We start from the raw sequence: 15,013 nt of genomic DNA on the forward strand, positions 1-15,013 counted from the left end.
AGATTGAAAGCCAAAATATGGGCCATTTTAGCATAACTGCCGGGCAATGGCTGTTGTCCGTTACATTGCACTTTACACAGTACTTCGCAATGTTATCAAACACCTGTCGAATGCGGCCGTCGGCGTATCGCATGCTGTGGCGCTTTCAGGGAGGAAGAGATTGGTAGTCAGGCAAGCATAATGTGGCCGGGAGCGATGCCACCACGGGAGAAATTGTTGAATCATGGCGCAGCGGCTTTGTCCGATGTCGAACTGCTAGCTATTTTTCCAAGCACCGCTCTACCCGGCCTGCATGTTATGCAGTTGGCAGAGCAACTGCTGCGACAATTCGGTTTTTTGTATCATCTGATGTCGGCTGATCACCAGGTATTTTGTAGCCAGAAAGGATTGGGGAATGCCAGCTATGCCCAGTTGCAGGCGATTTCGGAACTGGCATTTCGTTTCTTTTCCAGCCATTTGGCGCAAGAGAACGCCATGTTAAACCCGCGCATTACGCAGCATTACCTAACCTACAAAGTTTATTGGCGCATTACGAGCGAGAAGTGTTTCTGGTACTGTTTTTAGATACTCAACACCTGGTTATTCGCCATCAAGAGATGTTTGCTGGTACTATCAGCAGTATCGTCGTTCATCCGAGAGAAATTGTACGCGCAGCGTTGAAGGCGAATGCGGCCGCCATCATTCTGGCGCATAATCATCCCTCTGGTAAAGCTGAACCCAGTCATGCCGACCATGTGATAACCGAGCAAGTCATTAATGCCTGCCTGTTATTGGAGGTCCGAGTGCTTGATCATTTGGTGATTGGTCGGGTGAATGCGTTTCTTTTGCCGAGCGCGGATGGCTTTAAGCGATTTTTCGCGATCATTGTGAGATCTTTGTGAGATCTTTAGCTGTTCGGGACTTGAGCACTTACGCTTCAAAGCGTATACTGCTACACCTTTTGAGAATCTTAAGTTTGGCGTAAGGGTCTATCTCAACCTCGCCTCAGCAGGTTTCTGGCCTTATGATGAGAGTCCCCTTCAGTATGAAGCTTGCTGAGATAGGCTTTAAAATCCTGACGAGGCGGCCAATACCCTACAAGAAGCTCAAGCTGATTTGAGTTTTGGAGAATAGACATGTCCCGAGTCTGCCAAGTTTCTGGCAAGCGCCCAGCGAGCGGTAACAACCGCTCCCACGCAATGAACGCGACAAAACGCCGTTTCCTGCCTAACCTGCACTCACACCGTTTTTGGGTTGAGGCTGAGAAGCGCTTTGTAACTTTGCGTTTATCTGCTAAAGGTATGCGTGTTATCGATAAAAAGGGTATAGAGGCAGTCCTGGCCGGTCTGCGTGCCCGTGGTGAGAAGTATTAAGGAACTGCATCATGGCTAAAGCTGTTCGCGAGAAGATCAAGCTGGTTTCTTCTGCTGGTACTGGTCACTTTTATACCACCACGAAGAACAAGCGTACTAAGCCGGAAAAATTGGAACTGAAGAAATTCGATCCAGTCGTCCGCCAGCATGTGATTTACAAAGAAGCTAAAATTAAATGATTTTAGTGGATCAATAAAAGAACCCGGCCTTGGCCCGGGTTCTTTTATTTTATAACAACAGAAAAGGATGGGAGAATGCCAAATACCTGAATTACCAGAGGTTGAAACCAGCCGACGCGGTATCGAACCTTATCTTGTCGGCCATAGCATTCAGTACGCGATAGTGCGTAATGCGCGCCTGCGTTGGCCGGTCTCCAAGCAGATCCTAATGCTGAGCAACCAGCCGGTACACAGCGTGCAGCGCCGTGCTAAATATCTGTTAATTGAGCTGGAACACGGCTGGATTATTGTCCATCAGGGCATGTCCGGTAGCTTGCGCATGCTGCGTAAAGAAAACCAATATGCAGCCGACAAGCACGATCACATTGACCTGGTGATCAGCAACGGCATGATCCTACGCTACACCGACCCACGCCGCTTCGGCGCTTGGCTATGGTGCGAGGATCTGGCAGCCAGCAATGTGTTAGTGCATCTGGGGCCAGAGCCGCTGAGCGAGGCGTTTAACGGTACCTATCTGCATAAAAAATCACGTAACAAGCGCACGCGGCTCAAACCCTGGCTAATGGATAACAAGCTGGTGGTAGGGGTTGGCAACATCTACGCCAGCGAGTCACTGTTTAGTGCTGGGATCTTGCCCGATCGCCAGGCGGACTCACTGAGCAAGACGGAAGCGGAACTGCTTGCGGTAACTATCAAGAATGTATTGCAGCGTTCTATCGAGCAAGGAGGAACTACGCTACGCGACTTCCTGCAATCAGACGGCAAGCCGGGGTATTTCGCTCAGGAATTACAGGTGTATGGGCGGGCGGGGGAACCTTGCCGCGCCTGTGGCCAGCCGATAGAATCCACCAAGCATGGGCAACGTAGCACTTTTTTCTGCCGCCATTGCCAATGTTAAGACATTATTTGGCGGCAAGCTTTTCCATCAGCGCTTGGGTGGCCACACCTGGCAGGAAAGGCGCGATATCCCCACCATGGCGGGCCACTTCCTTCACCAGTGAGGAAGAGATAAACGAGCACTCTTCGGACGGCATCAGGAATATGCTTTCCAGAGTTGGCATCAGATGGCGGTTCATGTTCGCCAACTGCATTTCGTATTCAAAGTCGGATACCGCACGCAGGCCGCGCACCAGGATATTGGCATTATGATGCGCGGCAAAGTGCGCCATTAACTCGCTGAAGCCCAGTACTTCGACATTATCCAGATGCGAGGTGACTTGGGTCGCCAACTCTACCCTTTTTTCCAGGTTGAATAGTGGCTTTTTGCTCGAGCTAGCGGCAATCGCCAGAACCACATGATCAAACATTAATGACGCACGCGTAACTAAGTCCAGGTGGCCGTTGGTCATGGGATCGAACGTCCCGGGATAGATGGCTTTGCGGAACATGATTCACTTCTCTGAGTAGTTGCGGCCCAATGCCCATAATGCGGCATATTTATTGAAGGTATATTGCGCGTTGACCACCGCTAACAGCAACCCCTGTTTACCATCCAGAAAGCCAGCATGCAGCAGCCAGGTCTTGCAGAAAGCGCCGAACGTGTGGGTCAGGATTGACAGGTAACCGCAGCGTTTGCCAGCCTGGTTACGCTGATTGGCCCACTCTTCGGCGTAACGCAGTTGTTTGCGTTGGAAGGCGAAAAAATCACGGCAGGTTAGATGCAGCAGATCGCCACTAAGCTCAACCACATTGGCACCATCAATAATATTGAGCGATTCATGCACCAGATCGTCGTTATAGCAGTAATGGTAGTTGGCGTACAAACGGTTGACCCGATCCGGGTACCAGCCGCTGTGGCGCATAAAGCGGCCGAGAAACAAATTACGGCGCGCGCAAGTGTAAACGGTGCCGCTGCCTGGTGCGGTTAAGACCTGCTCTATGGATTGGCGCAATTCAAGCGTCACACGCTCGTCGGCATCGATCATCAGAATATAGTCATGGCTGGCATGCTTTTGCGCCAACTGACGCTGTTTACCGAAGCCTTGCCAATCCGTATGAGTGAACACTTTCGCCCCCATACTTTCGGCAATGGCGATGCTGTCATCCTGGCTGCCGGAATCTAACATGATGATTTCGTCAGCCCAGGCCACTGAACGCAGGCAATCCGGTAACAGCTCAGCTTCATTTTTGGCGATCATCACCACCGATAGGCTTTTACGGTTGCTCATTCAATCAATGGCCCCGAGGCGGCAGATGCGGTTCCAACAGTTGCAGCAGGCGCTGCAACGCTCCCTGATTCTGATACAGCACTTCCACCGCATGGCGACCATAGTAACGGCGATAGTCTTCGTCGGTTAGTAGGGTTTCTATTTCCTTTACCAATGACTCTGTGTCATCTACGGTGATCAACCCTTCAGCTTGTGACAGTTTGGCACAGATATCATTGAAGTTGAAGGTATGTGGCCCCATCAGCACCGGGATAGCGTGAGCGGCGGCCTCCAGCGGGTTGTGTCCACCACGTTCAACCAAACTACCACCGACAAAGGCCAGGTCGGCAATGCCATAAAGAAGCATGAGTTCGCCCATGGTGTCACCGATCACTATTTGCGTGCTGCCGGAAGGGATTTCACCACGGCTACGCAGGATATAGCTGAATCCGGCTTTCTGTACCAAATCTTTAGCAGTCGCGAAGCGTTCTGGGTGGCGCGGCACCAGGATCAGCAATAAATCGGGGTGTTTTTCCAGAAGTTTGCGCTGTGCTGCCAGCAAAATGCGTTCTTCGCCATCATGGGTGCTGGTGGCGATCCACACCAGGCGGTGCGGTGCCCATTGGCGTCGCAGGGTAACGGCCCGAGCAGCCAGTTCCGGCGTGACAGAGATGTCGAATTTCAGGCTACCGGTCACGGTAAGATGCGAGCGTTTCAGGCCAAGTTCGACTAAGCGATCACCATCTTCCTGATTCTGTGCGGCGATCAACGTAATGCGGTGCAACATATTGCGGACAAAACCGCCGATTTTTTTATAACCTGCGGCAGAGCGGGCTGAGAGACGCGCGTTGGCGATCACCAGAGGAATATGCCGCTGATGCAGAGCGTTAATCAGGTTTGGCCACAGCTCGGTTTCCATGATGATCACCAGTTTGGGATCCGCCTGGTCGAGGAAACGCTTTATAGAGCCAGGTAGGTCGTAAGGCAGATAGACATGGTGTACATCTTTACCAAAGGCGGATTGTACGCGCTCTGAACCCGTTGGGGTCATCGTGGTCACAGTTATCGGTAAATAGGGGTAGTGGTGGCGCAGCGCTCGCACCAGGGGAATAGCGGCCAGCGTTTCGCCGACAGAGACGGAATGCAGCATGATACCGCCTGGTAGCACTTTCCCTGTGCAGTAGCCATAACGCTCTGCCCAGCGGTTACGGTAAGCTGGAGCTTTGCGGCTACGCAGCAGTAGGCGGAGCCAAATCAGGGGTTGGATAAGGTAGAGTAGTACCTGATAAAAACACAGCAACATTCTATCAATTTCATTTATATGGACTATCAAGAATAGTACCATAATTGAGAGGGAAAGGCGCTAATTTGGTAACCTGCGGGGCGTTGTTGAATAAATCGAACTTTTGGCCGGGATGAGGATCAGATCACTCTCCTTCTGTCAAAATAGCGATATTCCGAGGCCCAGCAAAAGTTCAACATCACCAACTGGAAGGCTTACAACAACGCCCTTATCACTCGGGGCTCACTCACTTGCTGGGGGGATGAAACGGCACTTCACGCCTGGTACTGCGAGGCAAAACTTTCTCTGCGTGGTCGCCCACCACATTATTCCGATATGGCAATCACCAGCGTATTGATGCTGAAACGGATTTTCGGCCTGACACTTCGCGCCATCCAGGGCTTTGTCGACTCCATTGTCACACTGATCAAAGTGCCGTTGAACTGCCCGGACGACACCTGCATCAGTAAGCGGGCGAAGTCCGGCCATGTCCCGTTTAAAACCGTAACGCCGGGTGAAATTGCGCACCTCGTTATCGACTCTAGCGGGCTCAACGTGTTGGGTGAAGGGGAGTGGAAGGTAAAAAAAACACGGTCAGGAAAAACGGCGGATCTGGCGAAAACTGCATTTGGCCGTAGATACAGAAACACATGAGGTCATCTGTGCTGACCTTTCCTTGAGCAATGTCACCGATACCGAAGCCTTCCCAGGTCTTATCCGCCAGAGGTACCGTAACATCAAAGTCGCCTCGGCGGATCGGGCTTAGGATACGCGAGTGTGTGATGATGAGTTAAGGGGCAAGAAGCTCAAGGCGTTAATACCGCCCAGCAGCGGAGCCCGTTATTGGTCGGCAGACTATGCAGAGCAAAATCAAGCGGTGGCGAACCAGCGCGTTACCGGAGACAACACACGGTGGAAAAGTATCACAGGCTACCACCGACGTTCGATAGCGGCAACAGCGAGGTACAGAGTAAAATAGCTATTTGGTCACCTGTCGCTGCGAGATTATGATGGGCAAGTTGCAGAGGCGCTGGCCATGATATGTTCACTAAACAAGATGACGCTATCCGGTATGCCAGAAAGTGTACTCCTTGCCTAAAAGCTGCCCATTCAGCGGACTCTTTATTATAAATCTGATTTATTCAATAACGCCCTAAAGATCCCGCATCAGGGCAATCCGCAAGGAATTGTCACCATAAGCATCGGCATCTATGCCAAAGTGCCACATAGGTATAACGATACGCCAATTAGCTTTATCGACCTGGCAGATCACGCACTATATCAAGCAAAGAGACAAGGTAAGAACGGCATCTACAGCAGTTAATATCATCACCTGCCTGTTTTCAACCAAATAATTAATGCATCTATATTATTGAAAGTTAAATTATGATACGTGAGTAAAATAAGCGCCTGTAGGGATACTCGTTGAGTGCTACTTCGCTTAGCGTATGCAGCAAACTGGTTGCTTATCCTCCCATAGCTTATGGAAAGTTTGTCAGGAATGGGCATCTTTCAGGTGACTCTTTATTCCAAATACGATTTATTTAACAAAGCCACCAATAATTAGTAATCTATATTTTTTATACTATTTTTGTGAAATTATTTTTTTTATTCTGAATTATTTTTTGATGCTTTTTTCTGTATTTTAAATGGGTCATTTTGGGCTAAGTTATCTCTAACTTAAGATTTTTCTGTCATCGGGATTTAGAATATAAAAAAATCAAAAAAAATGAGTTATGAAAGTATGTGGTTAAAATTTTTTATGGTTTTTCTCATGTTAAGTTAAAAACTTTTTTCTTAATTATATTGTGTGTGCTAGTGGATCGGGTTAGAATCATCTTATGTTAGGATTAATCCTATGCGAGTTTGATAAAATTTAAAAAAATGCTATGCATACGTACACATACTACGCACGTCGGTTTACGCACGAATTTAATACTGAATAACAGTCGAATTTAACTTATGACTGTACTGTTCAAGGGGTTCTGCGAACATCGGTAACAAACCCAGAGCATGGGTGATAAAAATTATCACCCAACTTATTGTTATTAAACATATTTTATCAGGGTGGGGAATATAGGTACGTCTGAATTACTTAAACATATTTATGACATAAATTTATCATATTTACTTTTAGCACAGCGGCTAATTAATGATGAAAAAGCCTCGGCGATGTTTCGCTTAAGGATTAACGGAGCCATAGCTGACGTGCTTTCACTGCTTACGCTACCACAAATGGTTAAACTGGCAGAGACCAACCAACTGATCTGCCACTTCCGCTTTAACGATCACCAGAGTATCGAACGCCTGACCAAAGAGTCTCGCGTGGACGATCTACAGCAAATCCATACGGGTATTTTGTTATCAAGCCATTTACTGCAAGCACTATCGTCTGAAAAAGACGGTAGTGCGACGAAGAAAATAGCCTGATGATGGTAGAGAAAAGTATTGTGCAGGAAGCCAGAGATATTCAGCTCGCCATGGAGCTAATATCGCTGGGGGCGCGTTTGCAGATGTTGGAAAGCGAGACGCAGATCAGCCGTGGCCGTTTGATTACGTTGTATAAAGAATTACGTGGTAGCCCGCCGCCTAAAGGGATGCTGCCATTCTCCACCGATTGGTTTATAACCTGGGAACAGAATATCCATTCTTCGATGTTCTACAACGCCTATCAATTTCTGGTAAAAAGTGGGCAGTGCAGCGGCGTAGAGGCGGTGATCAAAGCCTACACCTTTACTTGGAGCAGTGTCCTTATCAGCCAGAAGAAGCGCCGTTGCTGGGGCTGACCCGCGCCTGGACATTAGTGCACTTCGTCGATAGCGGTATGCTGCAACTGACCGCCTGTAACTGCTGCGGTTGCGCATTTATCACTCACGCCCATAAGACGCTCAACGGTTTTATTTGCAGTTTATGCCAGCCCCCATCCCGCGCAGTAAAAAGGCGTAAACTTTCGCCGCAACTGGCCGATATTATCTCTCAACTGCTGGACGAGCAGGTTAAGCGCGCCATTTGAACCCGCAACATTGTCGACTGACGGCAGTGAAAATAGACGTGTGATACGGAAGGGCGTGGTGATGCCGCCCTGGTAGCGCAGGTTAACCTTCCAAAAGGCGCGTTTACCCACCTTCCATCTACATTGCCAATTTGAGGAATGCGTGTGCTAGTTATTTTGGGTTATCTCGTGGTATGAGGTACGGTTTTTGGCGGATACATGATGGTGGGTGGCCATCTCGGTGCGCTGTATCAGCCGTCAGAGTTTCTGATTATTGGTGGGGCAGGTATTGGCGCTTTTATCGTCGGCAACAGCGGTAAGGCGATCAAAGCCACGGTGCGCGCATTACCCGGGCTGATGCGCGGTTCGAAATACAGCAAGGCTCTGTATATGGATCTGATGGCGTTGCTGTATCTCCTTCTGGCTAAATCACGCCAGAAAGGCATGTTGTCTCTTGAGTTTGATATTGATAACCCAAGGGAAAGTGAAATTTTCTCTAAGTATCCGCGCCTCCTTTCTGATAATGTCGCGGTGGAATTTATCACCGACTATTTAAGACTGATGGTGAGTGGCAACATGAATGCGTTTGAGGTCGAAGCGCTGATGGATGAAGAAATCGAAACTTTCGAACATGACAGTGAAGTACCCGCTGGCAGCTTGGGGATATGGATGACTCGCTTCCGGCGTTCGGCATTGTGGCCGCGGTTATGGGGGTGGTGCACGCGCTGGCCTCGGCTGATCGCCTAGCCACCGAACTGGGGTTACTGATCGCCAATGCGATGGTCGGTACTTTCCTGGGTATTCTGCTGGCCTACGGTTTTATTTCCCCGCTTTCAGCGGTGTGGAGGCAGAAGAGTGCGGAGACGGTCAATATGATGCAGTGTATCAAAGTGACACTACTGTCCAACATGCACGGCTACGCGCCGCAGATTGCGGTCGAGTTTGGCCGCAAAAGACTGTACACCACCGAGCGTCCTTCATTCCTTAAGTTGGAAGAGCATGTGCGCCAAGTGAAAGCACCAGCACAATAGGCGGCAGAAGAAGGAACATGAAACAAGATCATCCGGTGATTGTGTTCAAAAAAAACACAAGGCGGGCCATGGTGGCCACCACGGTGGTTCCTGTAAGATTGCTTATGCCGATTTTATGACTGCTATGATGGCATTTTTCTTGGTGATGTGGCTCCTGTCGATCGCCAACCCACAACAGTTGACGCAAATCGCCGAGTATTTTCGCACACAGCTAAAGGTGGCGTTAACCGGCGGTGATAAAAACAGCGCTGAAAGTAGCCCTATCCCAGGTGGTGGCGACGGACCTACCCAGCAGAAAGGGGCTGGTGAAGAAACATATTGAGTCACCGGAAAAACGCCCTGAAGAGCTAAAGCTGAATAAGCTGCGTGAGAAGCTGGACGAACTGATTGAATCGGACCCGCACCTGAAGGCACTGCGCCCACATTTGCTGATCAACCTGATGGATGAAGGACTGAGTATCCAGATCATCGATAGCCAGAATCGGCCGATGTTAAAAATTGGTAGCGCACAATTGGTAGACTATATGCGCGATATACTGCGAGCGATTGCGCCGATCCTAAACGACCTGCCGAACAAGCCGAATAAAATTAGCCTGTCGGGTCATACCGATGATATTCCTTATGCTAACGGTGAGCATGGCTACAGCAACTGGGAACTGTCTGCTGATCGTGCCAATGCTTCGCGGCGTGAACTGATCGCGGGCGGCCTCTCGGAGGGTAAGGTGCTGCGGGTCGTTGGCATGGCGTCTGCCATGAGCCTGAAGCAGCGCGATGCTGATGATGCCATTAACCATCGCATTACCGTGCTGGTATTCAATAAGGATACCCAGAAGGAGATTGAACGTGAAAACGCAGAAAGCAACGCGACGGACATCAACCAGCCGGATAGCCTGAAGTAAGTGATACCGCCTGCTACGGCCAGTACCGGCTAACAGCAGCTCACCAGCCAAGGAGGAACCTGTAAGCCAGGATGCTGAGGATCAAAAATCTGCTGTTGAGGCAAAAGCAGTGACCGATTAAGAGAAACCGCAGAACGATGGCCTGAAGGGGGAGGAGAAACGCACTGGTGTGATCGTCACTCAGATGCAGATACGTGAAAGCCACTTTCTCTGATACTTTCTGGGAGGGGTGGGATGCCAGCGGTTTTTTTCCTCATTCGGTAAATAACCTACCTTTTTCCCCGTTGTTCTACCAATGGTATCGGCTTTTTTTTGGCATGCTGGTTGCGATTTTATTCTCTCCCAGCACAGGAACCGACCGTCCGTGGCTGAAGACAGCGATCTGGAAAAAAGCGAAGCTCCCACACAACACAGGGTAGAAAAAGCGCGTGAAGATCGCCAGATCCCTCGTTCACGCGAACTGACCTCCTTACTGATGCTCGTTGCTGGGCCGACGATCATCTGTATGTCCGGCAACAATATGGCGCAACAACTGGCGATGATGCTGACTCAGGGGCTGAATTTCGACCACAGCATGGTCAGTAACGACAAACAGATGTTGCGCCAATTGGGTATGCTTCTGCGCCAGGCCGCCTGGACGTTATTACCGATCATGGCAGGGTTGGTACTGGTGGTGATAGCTGCGCCGACGCTGCTCGGCGGTATCTTGTTCAGTGGTAAATCGATCAAGTTTGATTTAAAACGTATGAAACCTTTGGCTGGGCTGAAGCGTATTTTTTCCAGCCAGGTGGTGGCGGAACTGCTGAAAGGAATATTGAAAGCGTCATTAGTGGGGTGGGTCACCAGCCTGTATTTGTGGCACAATTGGGCGGCGATGCTGCATTTGGTAACACAGCGGACGTTTGAGGCGCTAGGCAATGCGCTACAAATAATTATTTTCTGTGGTCTGCTGGTGGTACTGGGATTGACACCCATGGTGACGTTCGACGTGTTTTATCAACTGTGGAGTCATTTCAAAAAACTGAAGATGACCAAACAGGATATCCGCGACGAATTCAAAGAGCAGGAAGGTGACCCGTATATCAAGGGACGCCTACGCCAACAGCAGCGGACAATCGCCCGGCGTCGCATGATGGCCGATGTGCCCAAGGCGGATGTCATCGTCACCAACCCAACGCACTATGCTGTCGCACTACAGTACAACGACAAAAAAATGAGTGCGCCGAAAGTACTGGCTAAAGGAGCTGGTGAAATTGCACTGCGCATTCGCCAACTGGGTTCAGAACATCGTATCCCCCTGTTTGATGCCCCGCCATTGGCGCGCGCGCTGTATCGACACAGCGAGATTGGGCAACATATCCCAGCCATCCTGTATGCCGCAGTTGCCGAGGTACTGGCCTGGGTTTATCAATTGCGCCGCTGGCGGCGAGAAGGCGGTATAATACCGAAAAAACCTGAAAATCTACCGGTGCCAGAAGCACTGGATTTTGCTGGAGAGAACAACTCTGATGGCTAATCTGGCCTCCTTGCTTCGTTTGCCGGGTAATATTAAAGATACGCAGTGGAAGGTACTGGCTGGCCCGATATTGATCTTGATGATCTTATCAATGATGGTGTTGCCACTGCCTGCGCTTATCCTTGATCTGCTGTTCACCTTCAATATCGCGTTGTCGATTATGGTGCTTCTGGTTGCGATGTTTACCCAGCGCACGCTGGAGTTCGCCGACTTCCCAGCCATCCTGTTGTTCTCGACCCTTTTGCGGCTATGACTTAATGTGGCGTCGACGCGCATCATACTGATGGAAGGGCATACTGGTTCGGTTGCCGCAGGCCGTGTGGTAGAGGCTTTCGGCCATTTCCTGGTCGGCGGCAATTTCGCCATCGGCATCATAGTTTTTGTCATCTTGGTATTGATCAACTTTATGGTGATCACTAAAGGTGCCGGGCGTATCGCCGAAGTAGGGGCGCGCTTTGTACTTGACGGCATGCTGGGCAAACAGATGGCGATCGACGCTGATCTTAACGCGGGCCTAATCGGTGAAGAAGAAGCGAAAAAGCGCAGTGCTGATGTCACACAGGAAGCCGATTTCTACGGATTAATGGACGGTGCCAGTAAGTTCGTACGGGGTGATGCGGTCGCCGGCCTGATGATCATGGTATTGAACGTGGTGGGAGGGCTGTTGTTCGGCGTGATCCAGCACGGTATGGCGATGTGTACGGCGGCGTAAAGTTATACGTTGTTGACCATTGGCGATGGGTTGGTGGCGCAAATCCCCGCGATAGTGATCTCTACCGCAGCCGGTGTGATCGTCACTCGCGTGACGACCGATCAGGACGTGGGAGAGCAGATGGTTGGCCAACTATTCAATAACCCACTGGTCATGCTGCTCAGTGCCGGAGTGCTAGGGTTGTTGGGCCTGGTACCAGGTATGCCGAACCTGGTGTTCCTGCTGTTTACTGCTGTCTTGCTTAGACTGGCCTGGTGGCTGCGTGGGCGTGAGCAACAGGCACCCAAGATGGTGGAAGCGCCAGTAGCGCAGGAAAATCCGCAGGCCTCCGAAGCTAGCTGGTCTGACGTACAAATGGAGGATCTGCTGGGCTTGGAAGTCGGTTACCGATTGATCCCGATGGTCGATTTTCAACAGAACGGCGCGCTGCTTGGGCACGTATCCGTGGCATCCGTAAAAAATTCGCCCAGGATATGGGCTTACCTGCCGCCGGTGGTGCACATCCGCGACAACCTAGAGCTACCGCCCGCCAGCTACCGCATCCTGATGAAAGGAGTAGAGAATTGGCAGTGGAGAGGCGCATCCGGGTCGCTGGCTGGCGATTAACCCCTGCAACGCCGCGTGCGAGCTGGCAGGAGACAAGACTATCGATCCGGCCTTTGGGCTAGAGGCAGTATGGATCGACAGTGCATTGCGTGAACAAGCACAGATCCAGGGGTTTACCGTAGTGGAAGCCAGCACGGTGGTGGCTACGCATCTCAACCTCCTGATTGGCCAGTTCGCCAGTGAGTTGTTTGGTCGGCAGGAAACCCAGCAGCTACTAGATCGTGTCTCGCAGGAGATGCCAAAACTGACTGAAGACTTCGTGCCGGGTGTGGTGTCACTGACCACACTACATAAAGTGTTGCAAAACCTGCTGGCAGAACGGGTATTGATCCGTTATATGCGCACCATCATTGAAATGCTGGCGGAGCATGCGCCAATGCAAAGCGATCCTTATGAACTGACTGCAGTGGTACGTGTGGCGCTAGGGCATGCGATCACTCAACAGTGGTTCCCAGGCAGCGTCTAGATCTTGGGTAGCTAAAGGGCCGGGGGTGATGCTGGATCAGGGCGGAATGCGTGGTGAATCCGCTGAGTTAAGGGCACCGAATGCCTTGCCCGCTGGTAATGCGCGCATTACCAGCGTCAGGTGGCGCTACCGCCTGCTATCCGTCGAGCCGGTCGGCCTGCAAGTGCAGTTATGCACCCTGAACTGCTGTATTCTGCTGGGGAGCGGCAGTGGCAGCAGCACCGGTTTGCAGGGTGAACCCGCCAATTCATCGTTTCGCTTTATCTACTACGTGCAGTCGCGTGGCGGGCTAAATCCGCCGTTACGGGTGATTGCCAACTACGAGTAAAGTAAATGTGCATGTCCTGGTAATATTTGCCATCCCGCCACTTGATACTGCCTGCATGCTTTGCGCACCCTGAGTTCACTTGGTCAATAAGTGAGAAATCAGTATGCAGATCTCGGGGGACCAGGCTGTGTTCGGCAATTGCACCTGAGCACCGCTGGGGCCATTTACAGATGCAGCAAGGTGCGGACGGGTTGGTGGGCCAAATAAGTGGCTAGTCATATCTAGAGGGACTAGCTCTTCGGGGTGTTCCCCAAAAGCTTGTCGGGTTTGAGTATAGGCTCTACCCCCTCCGCCTTGAAGAAGGCTTAGCTGGACTATCATCAGCAAGACCTGTTTGTTAAAGCTGCCATGCTCTCGCAGGGATCTCACCTTTGGCAAAGATTTTTATGCCCGCTTGGGACCCGCTTGGGAAAAGTGTATCGCGAAATTCCGGAAAATCAGCAACCTAAAAGTTCTGATGCTAAAGTTCAGCGCTTCATTTTAGAAACCAGCCGCCTGTCAGGTTATGACCTCACGTTGTTTTATGAAAAGTGGGGATTACCACTAACCCAGGATACGATAGATAAAATCAAATAGCTATCCTTGCCCTGGATGACCGATGCTATCTGGGAAAACCGGAACAGCCGTATCAAATTTGATTACTCTAAATCACAAGAAGTCGCTGAGCCGAAGGTTACTCTGAGCCGTACCACCATTGATGCTATCGCCACAGAAGGCTCCGGTTACCTCTATAGTGTCAGTGCGAGTGCGAACCAAGAGAATGTGGCCTACCAGTGTGAAAGGGTTTCGGGTAACGATAAAATTACCGCCAAAACGCCTAATGTTGCCAAAATGGACATCGTGATACCGGTAGGCTTGACAAACACCGAAGCCAACTTCCGCTTAACGGCAACCAATGAGGCGGGTAAAACCGGCGAGGCATTCGTTAAGATAACAGTTAGCGCACCCCAGGTCGTCATCACTGGCAACGATCAAATGCAAATCGGCAAACCTATTACCTTAGCGGCCAAAGCCAACTTTGACTCTAACCAGGGCAATGTTCAATACCTGTGGTCACTGACCCACAATGGCACCACTATCCCAGAAGGTATTAGCTACAACGGCCTAATCAGCGATAAGCTCAATGCGGGGAATTATGTTGCTCATGTGACGGCTCAACAGGATTCAGGCCATCGTCGTGCGCAATCAAGTCATCGCTTCTAAATTATCGGTAGTGGCAATATTCCTTCCGACAAGTATCCCAGCTATAAAGAAGGGACAAAGTATGAAGCTGGCACTATTGTGAAAAGTACCAACGGCGGCTTTTATCAGTGTAAACCCTGGCCTTACACCGGCTGTTGCTCTGGTGCCGCATGGGCTTACGCGCCAGGTACCGGTTTATACTGGCAGGAAGCCTGGACTGCGGTTAAGCAGTAATGATTGAGTAATGCGTCAAAAAAAGAATGCTTAAGCCACCTTTTTCAAAACTCGATCTGCGCGCCCAGCTCAATGACCCGGCTGGGC

12 protein-coding genes and 7 pseudogenes are annotated in these 15,013 nt (G+C 50.6%); 16 read left to right on the forward strand and 3 right to left on the reverse strand.

Going from position 1 to position 15,013, the window contains the following annotated elements:
* Nucleotides 1-180 precede the first annotated feature (180 nt).
* From radC to mutM, 4 genes and pseudogenes are all read left to right on the forward strand, one after another.
* Nucleotides 181-847 (forward strand): annotated as a pseudogene (gene radC, locus AACL06_RS08595) (RadC family protein).
* Between the two features lie 268 nt (nucleotides 848-1,115).
* On the forward strand, nucleotides 1,116-1,352 hold the full coding sequence (rpmB, locus tag AACL06_RS08600; RefSeq protein WP_339036826.1) for a 50S ribosomal protein L28: 237 nt from the start codon (nucleotides 1,116-1,118) through the stop codon (nucleotides 1,350-1,352).
* Between the two features lie 11 nt (nucleotides 1,353-1,363).
* Nucleotides 1,364-1,531, forward strand: a complete 168-nt coding sequence (rpmG, locus tag AACL06_RS08605) for a 50S ribosomal protein L33 (RefSeq protein ID WP_339036828.1) — start codon at nucleotides 1,364-1,366, stop codon at nucleotides 1,529-1,531.
* Nucleotides 1,532-1,613: 82 nt separating this feature from the next.
* Entirely contained in the window at nucleotides 1,614-2,429 is an 816-nt protein-coding gene (mutM, locus tag AACL06_RS08610; protein ID WP_339038369.1) for a bifunctional DNA-formamidopyrimidine glycosylase/DNA-(apurinic or apyrimidinic site) lyase, read from the forward strand.
* 4 nt (nucleotides 2,430-2,433) lie between these two features.
* On the opposite strand, the gene coaD is transcribed toward mutM, so the two are convergent.
* The 3 genes from coaD to waaA are packed head-to-tail and all read right to left on the reverse strand — an operon-like array spanning nucleotide 2,434 to nucleotide 4,981.
* The gene (coaD, locus tag AACL06_RS08615) at nucleotides 2,434-2,919 is read right to left on the reverse strand and encodes a pantetheine-phosphate adenylyltransferase (RefSeq protein WP_339036830.1); all 486 of its coding nucleotides are present in this window, start codon (nucleotides 2,917-2,919) and stop codon (nucleotides 2,434-2,436) included.
* Between the two features lie 3 nt (nucleotides 2,920-2,922).
* Complete coding sequence (locus AACL06_RS08620) at nucleotides 2,923-3,699, reverse strand: glycosyltransferase family 2 protein (RefSeq protein WP_339036833.1); 777 nt, start codon at nucleotides 3,697-3,699, stop codon at nucleotides 2,923-2,925.
* Between the two features lie 4 nt (nucleotides 3,700-3,703).
* Complete coding sequence (gene waaA, locus AACL06_RS08625; RefSeq protein ID WP_339036835.1) at nucleotides 3,704-4,981, reverse strand: lipid IV(A) 3-deoxy-D-manno-octulosonic acid transferase; 1,278 nt, start codon at nucleotides 4,979-4,981, stop codon at nucleotides 3,704-3,706.
* 177 nt (nucleotides 4,982-5,158) lie between these two features.
* Between waaA and AACL06_RS08630 the strand changes: the two are divergent.
* The 12 genes and pseudogenes from AACL06_RS08630 to AACL06_RS08685 all read left to right on the forward strand — a co-directional run bounded on the left by AACL06_RS08630 (nucleotide 5,159) and on the right by AACL06_RS08685 (nucleotide 14,713).
* Nucleotides 5,159-6,059 (forward strand): annotated as a pseudogene (locus AACL06_RS08630) (IS5 family transposase).
* 54 nt (nucleotides 6,060-6,113) lie between these two features.
* Nucleotides 6,114-6,284: pseudogene (locus AACL06_RS08635) on the forward strand (diguanylate cyclase domain-containing protein); the annotation flags it as partial.
* A gap of 752 nt (nucleotides 6,285-7,036) precedes the next feature.
* Nucleotides 7,037-7,390: a flagellar transcriptional regulator FlhD gene (flhD, locus tag AACL06_RS08640; RefSeq protein WP_339038371.1), complete on the forward strand. Its 354-nt coding sequence runs from the start codon at nucleotides 7,037-7,039 to the stop codon at nucleotides 7,388-7,390.
* A 2-nt stretch (nucleotides 7,391-7,392) separates the two neighbouring features.
* Nucleotides 7,393-7,973, forward strand: a pseudogene (gene flhC, locus AACL06_RS08645) (flagellar transcriptional regulator FlhC).
* A gap of 198 nt (nucleotides 7,974-8,171) precedes the next feature.
* Nucleotides 8,172-8,983: pseudogene (gene motA / locus AACL06_RS08650) on the forward strand (flagellar motor stator protein MotA).
* A gap of 17 nt (nucleotides 8,984-9,000) precedes the next feature.
* Nucleotides 9,001-9,882, forward strand: a pseudogene (motB, locus tag AACL06_RS08655) (flagellar motor protein MotB).
* A gap of 364 nt (nucleotides 9,883-10,246) precedes the next feature.
* Nucleotides 10,247-11,398 carry a flagellar biosynthesis protein FlhB gene (flhB, locus tag AACL06_RS08660; protein ID WP_339036838.1) on the forward strand — a complete coding sequence of 384 codons (1,152 nt, stop codon included), beginning with the start codon at nucleotides 10,247-10,249 and terminating at the stop codon, nucleotides 11,396-11,398.
* Nucleotides 11,399-11,492: 94 nt separating this feature from the next.
* Nucleotides 11,493-12,716: pseudogene (locus tag AACL06_RS08665) on the forward strand (FHIPEP family type III secretion protein).
* Entirely contained in the window at nucleotides 12,712-13,182 is a 471-nt protein-coding gene (locus AACL06_RS08670) for an FHIPEP family type III secretion protein (protein ID WP_339038373.1), read from the forward strand. The pseudogene AACL06_RS08665 and the gene AACL06_RS08670 overlap by 5 nt, the downstream one beginning before the upstream one ends.
* A gap of 28 nt (nucleotides 13,183-13,210) precedes the next feature.
* On the forward strand, nucleotides 13,211-13,510 hold the full coding sequence (locus AACL06_RS08675; protein ID WP_339038375.1) for a flagellar protein FlhE: 300 nt from the start codon (nucleotides 13,211-13,213) through the stop codon (nucleotides 13,508-13,510).
* Between the two features lie 414 nt (nucleotides 13,511-13,924).
* Complete coding sequence (locus AACL06_RS08680; RefSeq protein WP_339036840.1) at nucleotides 13,925-14,086, forward strand: hypothetical protein; 162 nt, start codon at nucleotides 13,925-13,927, stop codon at nucleotides 14,084-14,086.
* Nucleotides 14,087-14,101: 15 nt separating this feature from the next.
* Nucleotides 14,102-14,713, forward strand: a complete 612-nt coding sequence (locus AACL06_RS08685; protein ID WP_339036842.1) for a hypothetical protein — start codon at nucleotides 14,102-14,104, stop codon at nucleotides 14,711-14,713.
* Nucleotides 14,714-15,013: the final 300 nt, after the last annotated feature.

It is taken from the genome of Serratia symbiotica (Periphyllus acericola) (assembly GCF_964019515.1).
Lineage (GTDB): Bacteria > Pseudomonadota > Gammaproteobacteria > Enterobacterales > Enterobacteriaceae > Serratia > Serratia symbiotica_D.